This is a genomic window from Streptomyces lichenis, from assembly GCF_023218175.1.
GTDB classification, from domain to species: domain Bacteria; phylum Actinomycetota; class Actinomycetes; order Streptomycetales; family Streptomycetaceae; genus Streptomyces; species Streptomyces lichenis.
In genome coordinates, this window is the sequence record NZ_JALPTH010000053.1 from 1 (window position 1) to 17482 (window position 17482).

The following is a 17482-nucleotide window of genomic DNA, read 5'->3' on the forward strand; positions in this document are numbered from 1 at the left end:
GCCGCCGCGTCCGTGGCCCACCCAGCCGGACATCCCCGCCCCGCGTGCCGAACCCCCCTACCGCACCGCCCTGTTCGACCGGGCCTGGCTGGCCGTCCTCCTCCTCGACCGGACCGGCCGCGTACGGGAGGCCAACCCGGCCGCCGAACGGCTGCTGCGCCGGGCGCCGGGCAGCCTCACCGGAGCCTCGCTCACCCCGTACCTCGGCCCGGAGACGCACACGGCCCTCTGGCGGCGGCTGCTCTCCGGCCCGTACGGCTACGTCCACACCACCGTCCCGCTCACCCTGCCCGCCCACCGGCTCCCGGCCGTCCAACTGGTCGCCTGGCTGGTGCCGCCCGGCCACACCGCAGCGGAGGCGGTCTGCTGCCTGCTCCCCCCGCCCGCCCCGGCCCCACCAGCGGTCCACCCCGCCCTCTCGGCGGTGGAGGTGCTCATCGTGGAGGGCCTGGCCCTGGGGCTCAGCAACGCCGAGCTCGGCCGCGAACTCCACCTCAGCCGCCAGGGCCTGGACTACCACATCGGCCGGCTGCGCCAGAAGTTCGGCGCCCGCAGCCGTACCGCCCTGGTCGCCCGCGCCTACGCCACCGGCCTCCTCACCCCCGGCACCTGGCCACCCCGCGTGACGGGCCCAGCCGCCCGTCCCCTCGCCCCCGGGACCAGGCCGGGATAGCACTGGAGCAGAACGGCTGCGAACAGGAAGGGGCGCGAGCGTGGGGTATCTCGATCTGGCCGCCAAAGGAGGCAGCGGCTTCTGGCCTACCGGCGCCGTGATGCTCGTCGTCATCACCGTCATCGTGGTGCTGATCGGCGTCTGGCGAAGCCGCAACGCCCGGAGGGGCACCAAAGAACCCGGCAATGAGCGGCCGGGCTGACCGGCTGCCTCCATGGTCGGCACCGTCGCGGCGGAGGTTGCCACAGACTCATGGTCATGGACCCCGACCGCTTTGGCGCAATGGAGAACATCTCACTGTCGCTGCCCTCCCACCTGCTCGGTGAACTCCGCGCTCGCGCGGGGCGGCGGGGGCTGTCCGGATACATCACCGAGGCGGTCCGGCACCGCTTCGCCATGTACGGACTCGCCGAGATCGTCACGACTTACGAGAGCGAGCACGGAGCGCTCACCGTGGAGGAGATCGCCGCTGCGCAGCGGGAGCTCTTCGGCAGGGACACCGCGACCGACGGCGAACGGGACCCCGCGTAAGGGGATGCCCGCATGCCGGCCCTCACCTCCGCGGACCACCCCATCCCGGAGCCGGGTTCAGCGGGCCAGGGAGACCGCGAAGGGCTGGAAGCCGTGCCGGCGCAGGATGTGGGGGACGACGAGGATCATGGCCTCGGTGGCGCGGGCGGTGGTGATGTCGCCCAGGTCCTCGATCCACCCAGGCCGCCAGCCCAGGTCGCCGAGCAGGCCGGCGACGGTCTCCTTCGCGCTCTCGTCGTCGCCGGAGAGGTAGGCGGTCGGCGGGGTGGCGAGGGTGCCGGGGGCGGTCATGACCGGGAACAGCATGGTGTTGAGGGTCTTGACCACCCGGGTGCCAGGCAGTGCGGCCTGGAGCTGCTCGGCGAGGCTGCCGCCGGGGTGGCACAGCTCGCCGGGCAGGCCGTCGTCGGCGTCCCGGGTGGCGTTGGAGACGTCGACGAGGATCTTGCCGGTGAGTTCGGCGCGCAGTCCGGTGAGGCGTTCCAGGGAACCGTCACCGGGTGTCGCGTTGATGACGACGTCCGCGGTACGGGCGGCGGTGCGCTGGTCGGCGACGGTGATCCCAGGGTGGGCGCGGGCGGCGGCGCCCTGGGGGTCGCGGACGCCGAGGGTGATCCGGTGTCCGGCCGCGGCGAGCTTGTCGGCGAGGCCGGCGCCGACGCGGCCGGCGCCCAGGATGCCGATGCTGGTGGTGGTCATGGGGTGGTGCTCCTTACGGTGTCGGGGTGGGTGTCCGGTCAGGCGAGGGGCGCGAGGACCGTGAGGGCGGCCCCGTGGACGCCGGGGGCGGCGGCCAGGAAGTCGCGGCTGCCGGTGTGCCAGGGCTCGCCCGCCAGGTCGGTGACGGTGCCTCCGGCCTCGGCGACCAGGAGGGCGCCGGCGACCAGGCCGGAGCGGACGTCGGAGAACTGCCAGAACGCGTCCGTGCGTCCGGCGGCGACATGGATCAGCTGCATCGTGGCGGGCACGGAGACCCGTACCACCAGGCCGTTGACGAGCATCGCGGTGACCGAGTCGCCGATCCGCCGGAAGGTGCGCTCGTCCTCGCCGGGCCTGGCCTGCCCGGTGCCGACGAGCGCGGCACCCAGGTCGGTCTTGGCGGAGGCCTTCAGCGGCCGGTCGTTCAGCCGGGCGCCACCACCGGCGACCGCGGTGTAGGTGTCGCCGGTCAGCGGCAGATGGACGACGGTGAGGACCGGCCGGTTGTCGCGGACCAGGGTGGCGGTGACGGCCCAGTCGTCCATGCCGTGCACATGGTTGATGTTTCCCTCGGCCGGGTCCACGACCCACCACTCCCCCGGCGGGAGCGCGCCGCCGGCCAGTTCGTCCTCGGCCCACCGCGACCCCTCGCGGGCCCGCAGCAGCGGCTCCCGCAGCACCTCCAGCACCGCGTCGTCGTTGGCGTGGATCTCGGCGACGACCTCGTCCAGGCTCACCCCCCGGGCCTGCGGGGTGTGGCGGTCGAGCAGCGTGCGGCCGGCGGTCCGCACCGCCTCGGTCACCTCGGCGAGCAGCGTCGTTCCGGCGGCGAAGGGCATGGCTGAACTCATGGCGGACTCCCTGGAGTCGAGTGGGGTGGTGAGGTGCGGAAGAGGGACCGGCCCGTCCCCGCACCTCGAACGTAGGGGGCCGCACAGTTAACGACAAGTGCATGCTTGTCACTTGTAGAGTTACCGCCATGCAACTGGACCTCAACCTGCTGACGGCCCTGGACGCGCTCCTGGAGGAGGGCAGCGTCACCGGCGCCGCGGCCCGGCTCCATGTCACCGCACCGGCGATGAGCCGTTCCCTGGGCCGTATCCGCAAGGTCACCGGGGACCAGATCCTGGTCCGCACCGGCCGCGGCATGGTCCCCACCACCCGCGCGCTGGCCATGCGCGCCGAGGTCCACGCCCTCGTACAGCAGGCCCACCGCCTGCTGTCCGCGCGGACGGAACTCGATCTGGCGTCCCTGGAGCGGGTGTTCACCGTGCGCTGGCACGACGCCCTGATCGCGGCCTGCGGCACCGCCCTGACCGCGGCCGTGCACCGGCAGGCCCCCGGCGTCCGGCTGCGCCTCTCGGCCGAACCGGGCGCCGACGACCCCGAGTTGCGCCGGGGCGAGGTCGATCTCGCCTCGGGCTCCACCGAGCCGACCGCCCCCGGCATCCGCCACCGCCTTGTCGGCAGCGACCGGCTGGTCGTCGCCGTCCGGCCGGGCCACCCCCTCACCGACGGCCCGCTGAGCGCCGACGACCCACGGAGCGCCGAGCGCTACGCGGCCGCCGACCATGTCACCGTCTCCCGGCGGGGCAGCCTGCGCGACCCGATCGATGACGCCCTGGCCGCGCGGGGCCTCGCGCGACGGGTGGTCGCCGCCGGTCCCACCGCCGCGTTCGCGCTGGCACTCGCCTGCGACGGCGACGCGGTGGCCACCCTGCCCGACCTGGTCACCCGGGCGGAGCGGGACCGGCTCGGCCTGGTCACCCTGCCGCTGCCCGTCCCACTGCCCGAGGTCCCGCTCCACCTGCTGTGGCACCGGCGCTACGACGACGACCGCGCCCATGGCTGGCTGCGCGAGCTGGCCACCGCGACCCTCCGGGAGGTCTTCGCACCCCGGCACGCCTGAGGCCCCGGGGGGCCGCCCAGGGACCGGCTATCGCCCGGGCGCTCAGCCCTCGGAGCGCCGCTTGCGGGCGTGGGTGCGCGCCTTCATCCGGTTGCCGCAGGTCGCCATGGAGCACCACCGGGCGGTGCCGGGCCGGCTGTGATCGACGAGGAAGAGGTTGCACTCCTCGTTGGCGCAGGGCCGCAGCCGCCGCGGCAGTTCCACGGTGACGCGGGACCAGGCGAGCACCACCCGGGCCGCCAGCTCCTCGTCCGGCGCCGCCTCCAGCCGCCAGGACACCCCCGCGGCCGACACCTCCGGGCGCAGCCGCACCCGGTCGAGCACCGCGGCGAGCCCGCCCACCTCCGCCGACCCGCCCCGGACAAGCGCCTGCACAGCGTCCCGCACCCGGCGCAGGCGGTCCCGCTCCCCCTTCGTCCCGCAGCCCCCGAGGGCCCGCGCCCAGTCGGCCGCCTCCGGCTCGTCCAGGGTGTCCGTGGGACGGCCGTCGACCACCGGGGCGCTGTTGAGCACGGCGAGCAGCAGTTCCTCGTCCTCCACCACGGCCCGACCCTCCTCCTTGACGCGCCATACGACCCTGTGCACCATGAAGAATAAACTAACCGCTTAATTCGACTTTAGGGGTTACCGTGGTCGCTGTTCACCACCGGACCGTGGACGTCGACGGCCTGACCGTCTTCTACCGGGAGGCGGGCCCGTCGGACGCCCCCGTCCTGCTGCTGCTGCACGGCTATCCGACGAGCTCGCACATGTTCCGGCACCTGATACCGGCGCTGGCCGGTCCCTACCGGGTGATCGCGCCCGACCACATCGGCTTCGGCCGCTCCTCGGCGCCCAGCACCTCGGACTTCACCTACACCTTCGACGCCCTCGCCGAGGTGACCCGCGGCTTCCTGTCCGCCCTCGATGTGCACCGCTACGCGATCTACGTCCAGGACTACGGCGCGCCCATCGGCTGGCGCCTGGCGCTGGCCTCCCCGGAGGCCGTCACCGCCGTCGTCTCGCAGAACGGCAACGCCTACGAGGACGGCTTCGTCCCGGACTTCTGGGAGCCCGTCTGGGCCTACGGGGCGCGGCCCACCCCCTCGACCGAGGCGGCGCTGCGGCCCGCCCTGGGCCGGGAGGCCGTCGAGTGGCAGTACACCCACGGCGTCCCCGACCCCACCCTGATCGATCCCGACGCCTGGGAGCACGACCTGGCCCTGCTCGCCCGGCCCGGCGTGGACCGCGCCCAACTCGCCCTGTTCGGCGACTACACCGGCAACCGGGCCCTGTACCCGGCGGTGCACGAGTGGCTCCGCTCCCACCGCGTCCCCGTCCTCGCGATCTGGGGCCGCAACGACGAGATCTTCGCGGCCGCCGGGGCGGAGGCGTTCCGCCGCGACGCCCCGGACGCGGAGGTCGTCCTGCTCGACGGGGGCCACTTCCTCCTGGAGAGCCACCTCGACGCGGTCGCCGCCGCGATCCTCCGCTTCCGCCCGCGGGTGCCGGGCACGCCCCTCGACGGCTGACGGCACACCCCCTCGCCGACCCGCCCGGCCCCCTCGCATCCGTCCGCCGATCGTCGGAGACTGGGCGGCGACGATCGTGGAGACCGTCCATGGGGACGGGCGCCGGCGGAGGGGAAGCGGATGCGGGAAAGCCATCGCACCGAGGCGGAGCGGCTGTTGGCGCGGGCCGTGGAGGACGAGGTGCGCCGCTCGGGCGGGCGGGCCGACGCCGGGGTGCTGCTGTCGCGGGGGCGGGCGGCGCTGGACGGGATGGCGGCGAGCGCCGCCGAGGAGTACGCCGCCTACACCGGTGCGCTGGCCGAGGCGGGCGCGGACCGGCCACCGCTGTCGGCGCGGCTGAGCCGGCAGGCGGTCGGCGGGCCCGCGCTGGTCACCGCGGTCGCCGCGGTGGCCGCCGCCGGGGCGGACCTGGCGCTGGGCACCGCGGCCGGGACCGCGCTGGGCGCCGGGGCCGTGGTCGCCGTGGCGGGCGCGGCCACCACGGTGCTGCGGGCCACCGCCGGGCACTGGCCGGCCGCGCACCGCAGGGCCGGGGCGGCGGGCCAGCCGGGCGGCGCCGAGCAGTTGCGGCTCCAGTGGCTGACCGCGCTGGAGGTACGGGGCATCCGGCCCTTCCTGGACCAGCAGCGCGTCCTGGCCGCGGCCGGCGAGCGCGCGCCTGCGACCGCCACGGCCGGTTCCGGGCCCGCCCTGCGCGGGGTGGACCGCAGCGCACTGGCTCGCCGCCGTACCGCCCTGGCGCAGTCCTTCGCGCAACTCCCCGCCGAGGCCGAGCCGTTCGCCGGGCGGCGGACCGAGCTGGAGCGGATCGGCCAGTGGGTCCGGGCGGGCCGGGCGGCCACCGGGACCCAGCCGGTGGTGGTCGTGCTGCACGGCGAGGCGGGCTCCGGCCGGACCGCGCTCGCGGTGCGCGCCGCCCACCAGTCGCGCGACCTGTTCCGCGGCGCCTGCCTGGTCGATCTGCGCGGCTCGGGGCCCGGCGGGCGGCCCGTGTCCACCCGGGACGCGCTGCTGCACCTGCTGAACCGGCTGGGCGCGCCCCGCGAGCAGCTGCTGTTCCGGGAACGCGGGGACAGCGAGCCGCAGTTGCGCCGGCTCACCGAGCTGTACCACCAGCATCTGCGGGACCTGCCGGTCGTGGTGGTGCTGGACGAGGCGCGGGACGCCGAGCAGGTGCGCGCCCTGCTGCCGGAGCGCTCCGACAGCCTGGTGCTGGTCACCGCGCGGGAGCCGCTGGAGCTGGGCGAGGACGCGCCCGCGCGGACCCACCAGCTGGCGGTGGGCGCCCTGGACCCGGCGGACGCCGAGGAGTTGCTGCGGGCGGGGTCCGCCGCCGAGGGCCGCCCCTATGACGCCCAGGGGTGGGACCGGCTGGCCGCGTCCGCGGGTGGGCTGCCCCTCGCCCTGCGGATCACCGGGGCGGCGGTGGGTGACCGCCCCGCCTCCGAGGTCGCCGCCTCGCTGGCCGCCCGGGACGGCGGCCCGGTGGAGCGGGCCGTGGCCGAGCGGTACGAGACCGGGCTCGGCGAGGAGGCCCGGCGGCTGTTGCGCCGGCTGTCGCTGGCCGGCCGGGCCTCGCTGGGCGCGGCGGCGGCCGCGGTGCTGATCGCCTCGGACGAGGAAGAGGCGGCCGCGCTGCTGCGCGAGCTGGCCGGGGCGGGGCTGCTGGACCGGGTGCGCGGCGAGCGGTTCCGGCTGCACGACGCGGTACGGGCGTTCGCGGCCGGGCGGCTGCGGGCCGAGGAGGACCCGGCCGAGGTGACCGCCGCCCGGGAACGGCTGATCAAGGCGTACGCGGAGCTGGCGGACACCGTGATCCGGATGGTCGACGGCAAGATGTCCACCCGCGCGGGCCGCTTCACCGGGCACGGCTTCACCTCGCTGGAGGCGGCGCTGCGCTGGCTGGACGACGAGTCCGGCTTCATCACGGCGACCCTGCGGCACGCCGCGGACGTCAGCCGGCAGACGGTGCTGGAGCTGCTGGGCGCGCTCTGCGACTACTGCCTGCTGCGCGGCGACCTCTACCGGCTGGGCGTGCTCCAGGAGCTGGCCGAGCAGGTGGACCAGGGGCTGCTGCAGCGCTCCGTGCAGTGGCGGACCGGTATCGCCGCCCGCCAGCTCGGCGAGCTGGACACCGCCCGTACCACCCTGGCCTCGGTGGTCTCGCTCTACCAGGAGGCCAACCAGGACGCGGAGACCGCGCTGGCACTCTGCTCCCTGGGCATCACCCTGCACCACCAGGGCAACCTCGCGGAGGCCGCGGACCGGCTCCGGGAGGCGCTGGCGCTCCAGCAGCCCGCGGAACTGGCGGCCGACCGGGCCTGGACGCTGCACGCCCTGGCGGCGGTGGAGCGCGACCGGGGCGATGTGGCGGAGGCGCTGGCCCTGCTGGACACCTCGCTGGCCCTGCACCGGAGCGGCGAGTCCGTGCACGGCGAGGCCTGGGCGCACTTCCAGCTCGGCCAGGCCCGGCTGCGGCTGGGCGAGGTGGCCCGGGCCGAGGAGGAGCTGCGCACCGCGCTGGAGCTGTACGGGCGCACCCGGGACGAGCGCGGCGAGGCCTGGGCGCTGACCCAGCTGGGCCGGGCCCGGCTGGTGGACGGCGACCCGGGCCCGGCCGTCGAGGGCCTGCGGACCGCCCTGGCCCGGCACCGGGACAACGAGGACGCCCGCGGCGAGGCGTGGACCCTGTACTACCTGGGCCAGGCGCTGGAGGACGGCGGCGACCGGGACGAGGCGGTACGGGAGCTGGAGCGGGCCCGGGCGATGTTCTCCCGGATGCGGGACGTCTACGGGCTGGCCTGCGCCCGCCACCACGCCGGGCGGGCCACCCGGGACCAGGGCGCCGCCCGCACCGGCGGGCTGCGCAACTCCGGGTTCGCCCGTCAGCTGCTGACGGACGCCCGCGCCGACTTCCGGCGGATCGGCCTGGCGTACGGGGAGGGCTGGGCCTGTCTGGAGCTGGCGGTGATCGACGCGGGCAACGGCCGCGCCCCGCAGGCGCTCGCCCTCTGCGAGGAGGCGGCCGTCCTGTTCGGCACCGCCGGCGACCGGCGCGGCGGCGACTGGGCCCGCTTCCTGCGCTGCACCCTGCTGCCGTACGCCTCACCAGGCGGCGTGGAGGTCGGCACGGTCGTCGCCCAGGAGGAGCTGACCCGCCTCGCCGCCGACGGCCACCCGGCCCGCGACCCCCGCCTCGCCGACGCCCTCGCCACCTGGGGCCTGGTCCTGGAACGGGGCATCCGCCTGGACTCCCCCTGGCAGGCCTGGGCCCTGGGCCTCACCCCCACCCGGGCCGCCGCCGAAACAGCCGGCCTCCCACCGGCCGCCCCCGGCACCGAGGACGCCGAGGCCTGACGCGGCAGTGGTACGGGAGCGGAGGCCCGCCACGCGTAGGCACGCCGGTGTACGGCCCCGCTCCCGGGGCCGTACACCCTGCCGGCCGGGCCGCCCGCCCGACCGCGGGTGCGGGCCGTCCGCGTACCGGCTGCTACTCGCCGCGCCTCGCGCCGGCCCCCGTGCCGACGGACGGCTCGGGGGACTCCTCGAAGTCCACCCGCTTCATGTGCCGGTTCATCGACTTCATCAGGGCCCAGACGGCCAGTGCCATCACCGCGAAGACGATGAAACCGAGGACGCCGGGGGTGACCTTGTTCTCGTCCAGCTCCTTGGCGAGCGGGACGAGGTGGACCATGGCCTGGTGTGCGCTCATGTCAGGCATTGTCGCGGATGCCCGCGAAGAGGTCGTCCTCGGGGAGGGATGTGGGCACCACGGTCTTGGCGAGCTCGTAGTCCTCGGTGGGCCACAGCTCCTTCTGGACGTCCATCGGCACCCGGAACCAGCCGCCGTCCGGGTCGATCTGCGTGCGGTGCGCGATCAGCGCCTTGTCCCGGGTCTCGAAGAAGTCCGCGCAGGGGACATGGGTGGTGAGGTTCCGCTCGACGTGCTCGGACTCGTCCCAGCGCTTCAGCCACTCGCCGTACGGGGACTCCAGCCCCCGGGCCGTCAGCCCGTCGTGCAGGGCCTGGGTGCGGGCGCGGTTGAAGCCCTGGTTGTAGTAGACCTTCGCCACCTGCCAGACCGGCCCGAACTCCGACTCCGGGTACTTCTCCGGGTCGGCCGCGCCCTCGAAGGCCACCATGGTGATCTTGTGGGTCATGATGTGGTCCGGGTGCGGGTAGCCGCCGTTCTCGTCGTAGGTGGTCACCACCTGCGGACGGAAGGCCCGGATCGAGCGCACCAGCCGGCCGGCCGCCTTGTCCACGTCCTCCAGGGCGAAGCAGCCCTGCGGCAGCGGCGGCAGCGGGTCGCCCTCGGGCAGCCCGGAGTCCACGAATCCCAGCCACTCCTGGCGTACTCCGAGGATCTCGCGGGCCTCGTCCATCTCCTTGCGGCGGACCTCGTGGATGTTCTCCTCGATGTACCGGTCGCCCTGGAGCTTCGGGTTGAGGATGGAGCCGCGCTCGCCTCCGGTGCAGGTGACGACCAGCACGTCCACCCCCTCGGACACATACTTGGCCATCGTCGCCGCGCCCTTGCTCGACTCGTCGTCGGGGTGGGCGTGAACGGCCATCAGTCGCAGCTGCTCAGTCAAGGCTCGGTCCTCAGGTGAAAGGGTGGCTCAGATGAAATCGTGGCTCGGCAGGCTTCTATAGTGACGGAACCGGCGGTCGGAAAATTCCGCCATGGAGCGGCGTAAGGCCGCATACGGCCTCAGACAGCCGGATACGGCCGAGGACCGGGCGAGAGGACACGGACGGATGAGCACGGTGCGCGAGCAACTGCCCGAGGGGCGTTACGGCCGCTCGGCGGACGAGCGCGCCGACCGGCGGCTCAAGGCCGTCGGCTCGGTGCTGGGTGTGCTGCTGCTCGCCCTGGTCGGCTGGTTCGGCTACGACTACATCGCCGGTCAGAAGGTCAGCGCCGAGATGATCAAGTTCGACGTGTCCGCGGACGACCGGGTGCAGGTGCACCTGGAGGTCCGCAAGGACGGCGGCGCCGCCGGCTCCTGCACCCTGCGCGCGCTCGCCGAGGACGGCGGTGAGGTGGGCCGCCGGGACGTCCGCTTCGACCAGCCCGCGGACCGGGTCGACGAGGTCGTCACCGTGCGCACCACCCGCAGGGCGACCAGCGTCCAGCTGATGGGCTGCACCTCGGAATGACCGGGGTGGCGCCCCCCGTACCGGGGTAGGCGCGATCCAGGACCGGGCCGCGCCCCCGACCGATCGCGAACGATCACTCGGCGGCACCATCGGCCACCGTGCCGGCGATAGTTTCGTCACGTTTGTCCTCCCTCTTGCCCGCCTGAATTGTTAGGCTCGTGGTTTCGCCCATCCAGGACGGCACAGAATCCCGGGTAGGGCGATGCTTTGTATCCCAGTACCGACGAGGAGCACCCGTGACCCAGACCAGCGACAACGTCACCTGGCTCACCCAGGAGGCGTACAACCAGCTCAGGGCCGAGCTGGAGTACCTGTCTGGTCCCGCGCGAACCGAGATCTCCGCCAAGATCGCGGCCGCCCGGGAGGAGGGGGACCTGCGCGAGAACGGCGGGTACCACGCGGCCAAGGAGGAGCAGGGCAAGCAGGAGCTCCGGGTCCGCCAGCTGACCCAGCTGCTGGAGCAGGCGAAGGTCGGCGAGGCCCCGTCCCAGAGCGGCGTGGTCGCGCCCGGCATGGTGGTGACCATCGCCTTCGACGGCGACGAGGACGACACCCTGACCTTCCTGCTCGCCTCCCGTGAGTACGCCAGCGCCGACATCGAGACCTACTCCCCGCAGTCGCCCCTGGGGTCCGGGGTCAACGGCAAGAAGGTCGGCGAGGACGCGGAGTACGAGCTCCCCAACGGCAAGAAGGCCGCGGTGAAGGTCCTGGAGGCCAAGCCCTACCAGGGCTGAGCCGCCCCCACGGGCCATGACGGCGAGGGGCCGGGTCCGCGCACGGAGCGCGGGCCCGGCCCCTCCTCGTACCGCCTCCCCTCAGGGGCGCGCCTCAGGCCGCCGAGCGGTACTTGCGGACGGCCAGGGTCCGGAAGACCACCACGATCAGCACCGACCAGATCAGCGAGGCCCACACCGGGTGCTGCATGGGCCAGGCGTCCGGCGCCCGGTAGCCCGGCGGGAAGTTGCCGAACAGCTCCCGGCAGGCCTGCACGGTGGCACTGAACGGGTTCCACTCCGCGATGTGCCGCAGGAAGGCGGGCATGTTCTCCGCCGGGACGAACGCGTTGGAGATGAACGTCAGCGGGAACAGCCAGATCAGCCCGCCGGAGGTGGCCGCCTCCGGGGTCCGCACGGACAGCCCGATCAGCGCACCGATCCAGGAGAAGGCGTAGCCGAGAAGGAGCAGCAGCACGAAGCCCAGCAGCACCTTGCCGAGGTTCTCGTGGGTGCGCCAGCCGACCAGCAGGGCGACGGCGGCGAGGACCACCAGGGTGAGCGCGGTCTGCACCAGATCGGCCAGGGTGCGCCCGGTCAGCACCGCGCCGCGCGCCATCGGCAGCGAGCGGAAGCGGTCGATCAGGCCCTTGTGCATGTCGTCGGCGATTCCGGCACCCGCGCCGGCGGTGGCGAAGGTGACGGTCTGCGCGAAGATGCCGGCCATCAGGAACTCGCGGTAGGCCTCGGCGGAGGTGCTGCCGCCGACGGCGATCGAGCCGCCGAAGACATAACTGAACAGCACCACGAACATCACCGGCTGGATGATCCCGAAGATGATCATCTCCGGGATCCGCAGCATCCGGATCAGGTTCCGTCTGGCGATGACCAGCGAGTCCCTGACCGACTGGGTGAGGGCGCCCCGGCGCTGCGGGGCCTCGACGGCGGAGGCGGTCGGTGCGGTGGCGGTCACTGGTCGGTCTCCTTGCGGCTACGGGGTCCCTGGCCGCCCTCGCCGGGCCCGGCACCGTTCCCGGCACCGCCCTCGGCGGCGGCCTGGCCCTCCTCGGCGGAATGGCCGGTGAGCGAGATGAACACGTCGTCGAGGGTGGGGCGGCGCAGCCCGATGTCGTCGATCTCCACGCCCCGGGCGTCCAGTTCGCGGATGACCTCGGCGAGCAGCTTGGCGCCGCCGGTGACCGGGACGGTGAGCCGGCGGGTGTGGGTCTCCACGGCGACCTCGCCCTTGCCGAAGCCGGCCAGCACGGCGCGGGCCGGGTCGATCTCCTCGGGCCGGTGGACGACCACCTCGACCCGCTCGCCGCCGGTGCGCTGCTTGAGCTGGTCGGAGGTGCCCCGGGCGATCACCCGCCCGTGGTCGACCACGCAGATGTCATGGGCCAGGTGGTCGGCCTCCTCCAGGTACTGGGTGGTGAGCAGCAGGGTGGTGCCGCCGGCCACCAGTTCCTGGATGACCTCCCAGAGCTGCTGGCGGTTGCGCGGGTCGAGCCCGGTCGTCGGCTCGTCCATGAACATCACCGGCGGCGAGACGACGAGCGCGGCGGCGAGGTCGAGCCGGCGGCGCATACCGCCGGAGTAGGTCTTGGTGGGGCGGTCGGCGGCCTCGGTGAGGCGGAACCGCTCCAGCAGCTCGGTCGCGCGGGCCTTCGCCGCCCGCCCGGACATCTGGTAGAGCTGCCCGACCATCCGGAGGTTCTCGCGGCCGGTGAGGTACTCGTCGACGGCGGCGAACTGGCCGGACAGCCCGATGGCCCGGCGCACCTCGTCGGGCTGCCTCAGCACGTCGAGGCCGGCCACGACGGCCCGGCCGCTGTCCGGTCTGAGCAGGGTGGTGAGCACGCGTACGGCGGTGGTCTTCCCGGCGCCGTTGGGCCCGAGCAGTCCGAGGACTGTCCCTTCCGGGACATCGAGGTCCACACCGTCCAGAGCCCGGACTTTGCCGAAGGTCTTCACCAGACCCTCGGCATGGATTGCGCCTGGCATGGGGTCTCCTTGAGTGCCGCGGCGGGTCCCGGGAGCCTGCCCGGTCCGCCCTCGCGGCTGTGATCGAAGCCACTTACGCTAGGCCGGCAGTATCACGCCATTCAAGCCCTTTTCCCTAGCACAGATGTTCGATACATCTACGGCCGCCCGGAGAGGCCGGCGGCGGATTCCCCGCCCCTCATCCGATGACCGCGTACCCCTCCTCCCCCAGCGCCGCCGCCACCTCGGCGCAGTGCTCCGGGCCCTTGGTCTCCAGATGCACCTCCACCTCGACCTCGGTCAGCCCCAGCCGCGGGTTGGTCCGCACATGGGCCACGTCCAGCACGTTGGCGTCCAGCCGGGAGAGCACCCCGAGCAGGGTGGCCAGCGCGCCCGGGCGGTCGGACAGCCGCAGCCGCAGGCTCAGATAGCGGCCCGCGGCCGTCATCCCATGGCGCAGGATGCGCTGCATCAGCAGCGGGTCGACGTTCCCGCCGGAGAGCACCGCCACCACCGGCCCGCGCCCGGCGAACGCCTCCGGGGCGCTCAGCAGCGCGGCGACCGGGCTCGCCCCGGCCGGCTCCACCACCTGCTTGGCGCGTTCCAGGCAGAGCAGCAGCGCCGAGGAGAGCGCGTCCTCGGAGACCGTGCGCACCTCGTCCACCGCCTCCCGGACCAGGTCGAAGGTGACATCGCCGGGGCGGCCCACCTTGATGCCGTCGGCCATGGTCGCCGCGGTGTCCACGGTCAGCGGGCGGCCCGCCGCCAGCGAGGGCGGATAGGCGGCCGCCGCCTCCGCCTGCACACCGATCACCCGTACGTCCGGCCGCAGCGCCTTCACCGCCACCCCGATCCCGGCGGCGAGCCCACCGCCGCCGATGCCGACCACGATGGTCCGCACCTCGGGGCACTGCTCCAGGATCTCCAGGCCCACCGTGCCCTGCCCGGCGATGATGTCCAGGTGGTCGAAGGGGTGGATGAAGACCGCGCCGGTCTCCCGCGCGTACTCCTGCGCGGCCGCCAGCGTCTCGTCCACCACCTGCCCGTGCAGCCGCACCTCGGCCCCGTACTCCCGGGTGGCCGCCACCTTCGGCAGCGGGGCGCCGACCGGCATGAACACGGTCGAGCGGACCCCCTGGAGCGAGGAGGCGAGGGCGACGCCCTGCGCGTGGTTGCCGGCCGAGGCGGCGACCACCCCGGCGGCCTTCTCCTCCGGCCGCAGCCCGGAGATCCGTACGTACGCCCCGCGCAGCTTGAACGACCCGGTGCGCTGGAGGTTCTCGCACTTGAGGTGCACCGGGGCACCGACCAGGGCGGACAGATGGCGGCTGCCCTCCAGCGGAGTCGTCCGCGCCACCCCGGCGAGCATCTTCTGCGCCCCCCGGACGTCGTCGAGGATGAGCGAGGGTGAGGAGTGTGACGTACGGAAGCTCATGACCCCAGTGTCTCAGCCGGTCACAGGCCTCATCACGTTTGCGCAGCGCCCGTACGGAGCCGCATCCGGCCGCGTACTGTGTCCCCCACCAACCCGACCGTCTCCGCACGAGAGAGCCTCGCAGCCATGCCCACATCTCAGGACATGACGACTGATATCGACCCCGGCCTCCTCGATGCCCTCCAGCACCAGGTGGCCGTCTTCGCCCGGCGGGCTGAGCAGACCCGTCTCGGCGGCACCGGACAGCTCCGCAACTCCATGGACCGGGCGGCGTACCTGCTGCTCAACCGGCTCGACCAGGAAGGCCCGATGGGCGTCAAGGCGCTCGCGGCCGGGATGGGCATCGACTCGTCCACGGTCACCCGGCAGGTGGCCCCGCTGGTCGACACCGGCCTGGTCAAACGCACCTCGCACCCGGAGGACGGCCGGGCCGTGGTGCTCCAGCTCTCCCCGCGCGGCCAGACCCGCCTGGAGGAGGTGCGCTCCTCCCGGCGCGAGCTGATGGCGCAGGTGACGGGCGGCTGGAGCGAGGCGGAGCGGGAGTCCTTCTGCACCCTGCTGACCCGCTTCAACTCGGCGCTCTCCGCCCGCCAGGCCGGACTGCCGCCCGCCGAGAACGAGGCCGCGCCGACCTCTTGACCGGGCCGACCCCTTGACCGGAACAGGGCACCCGGCCTGATATGAGGGGGTGCGCCCGCTCTCCCGGCCCGCGAAGGGCCCCGCCGCCGTGCACCCCCTCGCGGGGTCAGCCGCCCCGGACCCGCCACCGCCACCCCCCGAGGCCTTCGAAGCGTTCTTCACGGGCACCGCTCCCCGGCTGCTGCACGCGGCCACCCTGCTCACCACCGAGCGGCCGGACCGCAACCCCCGCGCCCAGGCACTGCTGGCGTCGGCGCTGGCCGGGGCGTACGCCCGCTGGGACCGGCTGCGCGACGAGGACCCCTGGGAGCTGGCCCGGCGGGCCCTGGTGCTCCGGTTCGCCCGATCCGCCTGGCGCCACCGAAGACCCCGGGGCGGGGCGCTGTCCCGGCTCACCCCGAGGGAGCGGCTGGTGGTGGTGGCGCTGGTCTACGAGCGGATGGGCGAAGAACAGCTCGCCGCGCTGCTCGGCCTCTCCCCCCACCGCGTGCGGAGCATACGGGCCAGGGCGGCGGCCGCCCTCCTCACCCCGGAGGCACACCGCACCCCCTGGCGCCCCCGGGCCCCCCGACTGCTCGGCGCCGGACGGTGAGCGGCAGAGCCCTCCCCGTACCGGGCGAGGGCCGCGGCCTCCCCGCGTCGGACGAGGACCTCAGACGCCTACTCGCCGCCCCCGGCCGGCTGCCCCCCGTACCGGACGGGCTGCTGCCGCTGGTGGTACGCCGCGGGGCGCGGGCCCGCCGCCGCGCCCGGCTGCTCCGGCTGGCCGGCTGGCTGCTGCTCGCCGCCGCGCTCGCCGCCTTCGCCACCTGGGCCGCGGTGGTGCAGCCCTGGCAGATCCCGCCGTACGAGACCGCCCCGCCCCTCACCGGCTGGTGACCCCTCCCCGTACCCGTACACACCGAGAAGGGGTCACCGTCTAGTCTCTACGGGCCTCAGTCCCCCAGCGCCTGCCGCAGGTCGGCCAGCAGGTCGTCCGCGTTCTCGATGCCGACCGACAGCCGGACCAGGTCGGCCGGGACCTCCAGCAGCGAGCCGGCCACACTGGCGTGCGTCATCAGACCCGGGTGCTCGATCAGCGACTCCACACCGCCCAACGACTCACCAAGCGTGAACAGTTTCGCGCGGTTGCAGACCTCCACCGCCGCCTGCTCGCCGCCCTCCACGCGGAACGAGACCATCCCGCCGTAGCCGCGCATCTGCTTGGCCGCGACCTCGTGGCCCGGGTGCTCCGGCAGGCCCGGGTACAGCACATGGGTGACCTTGGGGTGGCGGCTGAGCATCTCGGCCACCTTGGCGGCGTTCTCCCCGTGCCGGTCCATCCGCACCGCGAGCGTCTTGATACCGCGCAGCACGATCCAGGAGTCGAACGGCCCGGCGACCGCGCCCATGGCGTTCTGGTGGTACGCCAGCTCCTCACCCAGCTCCGCGTCGGCCGTCACCAGGGCGCCGCCCACCACGTCGGAGTGGCCGCCCATGTACTTGGTGAGCGAGTGCACCACCACGTCCGCCCCCAGCGCCAGCGGCTGCTGGAGGTACGGGCTGGCGAAGGTGTTGTCCACCACCAGCTTCACCCCGGAGGTGCGGGCCACGTCCGCCAGCGCCGCGATGTCGGTGATCCCGAGCAGCGGGTTGGAGGGCGTCTCGACCCAGATCGCCTTGGTCCGGTCGGTGATCGCGGCCTTCACCGCGGCCGGGTCGGAGGTGTCGGCGACCGACCACTCCACGCCCCAGCGGCTGGCGACCTTGGCGAAGAGCCGGAAGGTGCCGCCGTAGGCGTCGTTGGGGATCACCACATGGTCGCCGGGGACGAGCAGCGCGCGCAGCAGGCAGTCCTCCGCGGCGAGCCCGGAGGCGAAGGCGAGCCCCCGCCGCCCGCCCTCCAGCGCCGCGAGGTTCTCCTCCAGCGCGGTACGGGTCGGGTTGGCGCTGCGGCTGTACTCGTAACCGCCGCGCAGCCCGCCGACCCCGTCCTGCTTGTAGGTGGAGACCTGGTAGATCGGCGGCACGACGGCGCCGGTCAGCGGGTCGGCGGTGTTGCCCGCGTGGATGGCGCGGGTCTCGAAGTTCTGGTGGGTGGTGTGCTGGTCGCTCATGGCCCCGAGGGTAGTCGCCGCACCACCCCCACCCCGCCCGCGTACGACCCGAACGCCCCTCCGGTGGTACGCCCCCCCGTCCGCCCGCCGCCGCCATCAGCACCCGGTCAGTTGTCCGTAGTCTCCGCCT

At 74.0% G+C, this 17482-nt stretch carries 20 protein-coding genes; 11 read left to right on the plus strand and 9 right to left on the minus strand.

Annotation, left to right across the window (positions count from 1 at the left end):
- The 3 genes from M1O15_RS31545 to M1O15_RS30860 all read left to right on the plus strand — a co-directional run.
- On the plus strand, positions 1 to 673 hold a 673-nt coding region (locus tag M1O15_RS31545), incomplete at its 5' end, for a helix-turn-helix transcriptional regulator (protein ID WP_282577472.1).
- Between the two features lie 40 nt (positions 674 to 713).
- A complete protein-coding gene (locus tag M1O15_RS30855; RefSeq protein ID WP_248637546.1) occupies positions 714 to 875 on the plus strand; it encodes a hypothetical protein in 162 nt (53 codons plus the stop codon).
- Between the two features lie 80 nt (positions 876 to 955).
- Positions 956 to 1204 carry a hypothetical protein gene (locus M1O15_RS30860; RefSeq protein ID WP_372499637.1) on the plus strand — a complete coding sequence of 83 codons (249 nt, stop codon included), beginning with the start codon at positions 956 to 958 and terminating at the stop codon, positions 1202 to 1204.
- A 57-nt stretch (positions 1205 to 1261) separates the two neighbouring features.
- On the opposite strand, the gene M1O15_RS30865 is transcribed toward M1O15_RS30860, so the two are convergent.
- Together M1O15_RS30865 and M1O15_RS30870 are read right to left on the minus strand one after the other, a co-directional pair.
- Positions 1262 to 2026, minus strand: a complete 765-nt coding sequence (locus tag M1O15_RS30865) for an NADPH-dependent F420 reductase (protein ID WP_372499639.1) — start codon at positions 2024 to 2026, stop codon at positions 1262 to 1264.
- Positions 1942 to 2754 carry an inositol monophosphatase family protein gene (locus tag M1O15_RS30870; RefSeq protein ID WP_248637548.1) on the minus strand — a complete coding sequence of 271 codons (813 nt, stop codon included), beginning with the start codon at positions 2752 to 2754 and terminating at the stop codon, positions 1942 to 1944. Before M1O15_RS30870 ends, M1O15_RS30865 begins: the two co-directional genes overlap by 85 nt.
- Before the next feature lie 128 nt (positions 2755 to 2882).
- On the opposite strand from M1O15_RS30870, the gene M1O15_RS30875 reads away from it, so the two are divergent.
- Positions 2883 to 3812 (plus strand): LysR family transcriptional regulator, encoded by a 930-nt coding sequence (locus tag M1O15_RS30875; RefSeq protein WP_248637549.1) that lies wholly within the window; start codon positions 2883 to 2885, stop codon positions 3810 to 3812.
- Positions 3813 to 3854: 42 nt separating this feature from the next.
- Here the strand turns inward: M1O15_RS30875 and M1O15_RS30880 are convergent, their stop codons facing one another.
- Complete coding sequence (locus M1O15_RS30880) at positions 3855 to 4400, minus strand: CGNR zinc finger domain-containing protein (protein ID WP_248637550.1); 546 nt, start codon at positions 4398 to 4400, stop codon at positions 3855 to 3857.
- Between the two features lie 41 nt (positions 4401 to 4441).
- Between M1O15_RS30880 and M1O15_RS30885 the strand changes: the two genes are divergently transcribed.
- Positions 4442 to 5323 carry an alpha/beta fold hydrolase gene (locus M1O15_RS30885; protein ID WP_308282430.1) on the plus strand — a complete coding sequence of 294 codons (882 nt, stop codon included), beginning with the start codon at positions 4442 to 4444 and terminating at the stop codon, positions 5321 to 5323.
- 120 nt (positions 5324 to 5443) lie between these two features.
- Entirely contained in the window at positions 5444 to 8680 is a 3237-nt protein-coding gene (locus M1O15_RS30890; protein WP_248637551.1) for a tetratricopeptide repeat protein, read from the plus strand.
- A 133-nt stretch (positions 8681 to 8813) separates the two neighbouring features.
- On the opposite strand, the gene M1O15_RS30895 is transcribed toward M1O15_RS30890, so the two are convergent.
- A complete protein-coding gene (locus M1O15_RS30895) occupies positions 8814 to 9044 on the minus strand; it encodes a hypothetical protein (RefSeq protein WP_248637552.1) in 231 nt (76 codons plus the stop codon).
- The gene (gene mca, locus M1O15_RS30900) at positions 9037 to 9918 is read right to left on the minus strand and encodes a mycothiol conjugate amidase Mca (protein ID WP_248637553.1); all 882 of its coding nucleotides are present in this window, start codon (positions 9916 to 9918) and stop codon (positions 9037 to 9039) included. Before mca ends, M1O15_RS30895 begins: the two co-directional genes overlap by 8 nt.
- A gap of 166 nt (positions 9919 to 10084) precedes the next feature.
- Here mca and M1O15_RS30905 point away from each other — a divergent pair, with 166 nt between their 5' ends.
- The gene (locus M1O15_RS30905) at positions 10085 to 10486 is read left to right on the plus strand and encodes a DUF4307 domain-containing protein (RefSeq protein ID WP_248637554.1); all 402 of its coding nucleotides are present in this window, start codon (positions 10085 to 10087) and stop codon (positions 10484 to 10486) included.
- Positions 10487 to 10722: 236 nt separating this feature from the next.
- Positions 10723 to 11220, plus strand: a complete 498-nt coding sequence (greA, locus tag M1O15_RS30910; protein ID WP_248637555.1) for a transcription elongation factor GreA — start codon at positions 10723 to 10725, stop codon at positions 11218 to 11220.
- A gap of 94 nt (positions 11221 to 11314) precedes the next feature.
- On the opposite strand, the gene M1O15_RS30915 is transcribed toward greA, so the two are convergent.
- From M1O15_RS30915 to ilvA, 3 genes are all read right to left on the minus strand, one after another.
- Positions 11315 to 12172, minus strand: coding sequence for an ABC transporter permease (locus M1O15_RS30915; protein WP_248637556.1), 858 nt, complete (start codon positions 12170 to 12172; stop codon positions 11315 to 11317).
- Positions 12169 to 13203 (minus strand): ATP-binding cassette domain-containing protein, encoded by a 1035-nt coding sequence (locus M1O15_RS30920; RefSeq protein ID WP_248637557.1) that lies wholly within the window; start codon positions 13201 to 13203, stop codon positions 12169 to 12171. The genes M1O15_RS30915 and M1O15_RS30920 overlap by 4 nt, the downstream gene beginning before the upstream one ends.
- Positions 13204 to 13381: 178 nt before the next feature.
- Positions 13382 to 14617: a threonine ammonia-lyase gene (ilvA, locus tag M1O15_RS30925; RefSeq protein WP_248637558.1), complete on the minus strand. Its 1236-nt coding sequence runs from the start codon at positions 14615 to 14617 to the stop codon at positions 13382 to 13384.
- A gap of 126 nt (positions 14618 to 14743) precedes the next feature.
- Here ilvA and M1O15_RS30930 point away from each other — a divergent pair, with 126 nt between their 5' ends.
- From M1O15_RS30930 to M1O15_RS30940, 3 genes are all read left to right on the plus strand, one after another.
- Positions 14744 to 15256, plus strand: coding sequence for a MarR family winged helix-turn-helix transcriptional regulator (locus M1O15_RS30930; RefSeq protein WP_248637559.1), 513 nt, complete (start codon positions 14744 to 14746; stop codon positions 15254 to 15256).
- A gap of 88 nt (positions 15257 to 15344) precedes the next feature.
- Positions 15345 to 15848 carry a sigma factor-like helix-turn-helix DNA-binding protein gene (locus tag M1O15_RS30935; RefSeq protein ID WP_248637560.1) on the plus strand — a complete coding sequence of 168 codons (504 nt, stop codon included), beginning with the start codon at positions 15345 to 15347 and terminating at the stop codon, positions 15846 to 15848.
- Positions 15845 to 16135: a hypothetical protein gene (locus M1O15_RS30940; RefSeq protein ID WP_248637561.1), complete on the plus strand. Its 291-nt coding sequence runs from the start codon at positions 15845 to 15847 to the stop codon at positions 16133 to 16135. The genes M1O15_RS30935 and M1O15_RS30940 overlap by 4 nt, the downstream gene beginning before the upstream one ends.
- 56 nt (positions 16136 to 16191) lie before the next feature.
- Here the strand turns inward: M1O15_RS30940 and M1O15_RS30945 are convergent, their stop codons facing one another.
- Positions 16192 to 17352, minus strand: coding sequence for a cystathionine gamma-synthase (locus M1O15_RS30945; RefSeq protein WP_248637562.1), 1161 nt, complete (start codon positions 17350 to 17352; stop codon positions 16192 to 16194).
- Positions 17353 to 17482 lie beyond the last annotated feature (130 nt).

Bases quoted from the DNA above. Each gene is read 5' to 3' on its own strand.
- M1O15_RS30860 (WP_372499637.1), top strand. From the start codon at position 956: ATGGAGAACATCTCACTGTCGCTGCCCTCCCACCTGCTCGGTGAACTC.
- M1O15_RS30870 (WP_248637548.1), bottom strand. From the start codon at position 2,754: ATGAGTTCAGCCATGCCCTTCGCCGCCGGAACGACGCTGCTCGCCGAG.
- M1O15_RS30875 (WP_248637549.1), top strand. From the start codon at position 2,883: ATGCAACTGGACCTCAACCTGCTGACGGCCCTGGACGCGCTCCTGGAG.
- M1O15_RS30880 (WP_248637550.1), bottom strand. From the start codon at position 4,400: ATGGTGCACAGGGTCGTATGGCGCGTCAAGGAGGAGGGTCGGGCCGTG.
- M1O15_RS30890 (WP_248637551.1), top strand. From the start codon at position 5,444: ATGCGGGAAAGCCATCGCACCGAGGCGGAGCGGCTGTTGGCGCGGGCC.
- M1O15_RS30895 (WP_248637552.1), bottom strand. From the start codon at position 9,044: ATGCCTGACATGAGCGCACACCAGGCCATGGTCCACCTCGTCCCGCTC.
- M1O15_RS30905 (WP_248637554.1), top strand. From the start codon at position 10,085: ATGAGCACGGTGCGCGAGCAACTGCCCGAGGGGCGTTACGGCCGCTCG.
- M1O15_RS30920 (WP_248637557.1), bottom strand. From the start codon at position 13,203: ATGCCAGGCGCAATCCATGCCGAGGGTCTGGTGAAGACCTTCGGCAAA.
- ilvA (WP_248637558.1), bottom strand. From the start codon at position 14,617: ATGAGCTTCCGTACGTCACACTCCTCACCCTCGCTCATCCTCGACGAC.
- M1O15_RS30930 (WP_248637559.1), top strand. From the start codon at position 14,744: ATGCCCACATCTCAGGACATGACGACTGATATCGACCCCGGCCTCCTC.
- M1O15_RS30945 (WP_248637562.1), bottom strand. From the start codon at position 17,352: ATGAGCGACCAGCACACCACCCACCAGAACTTCGAGACCCGCGCCATC.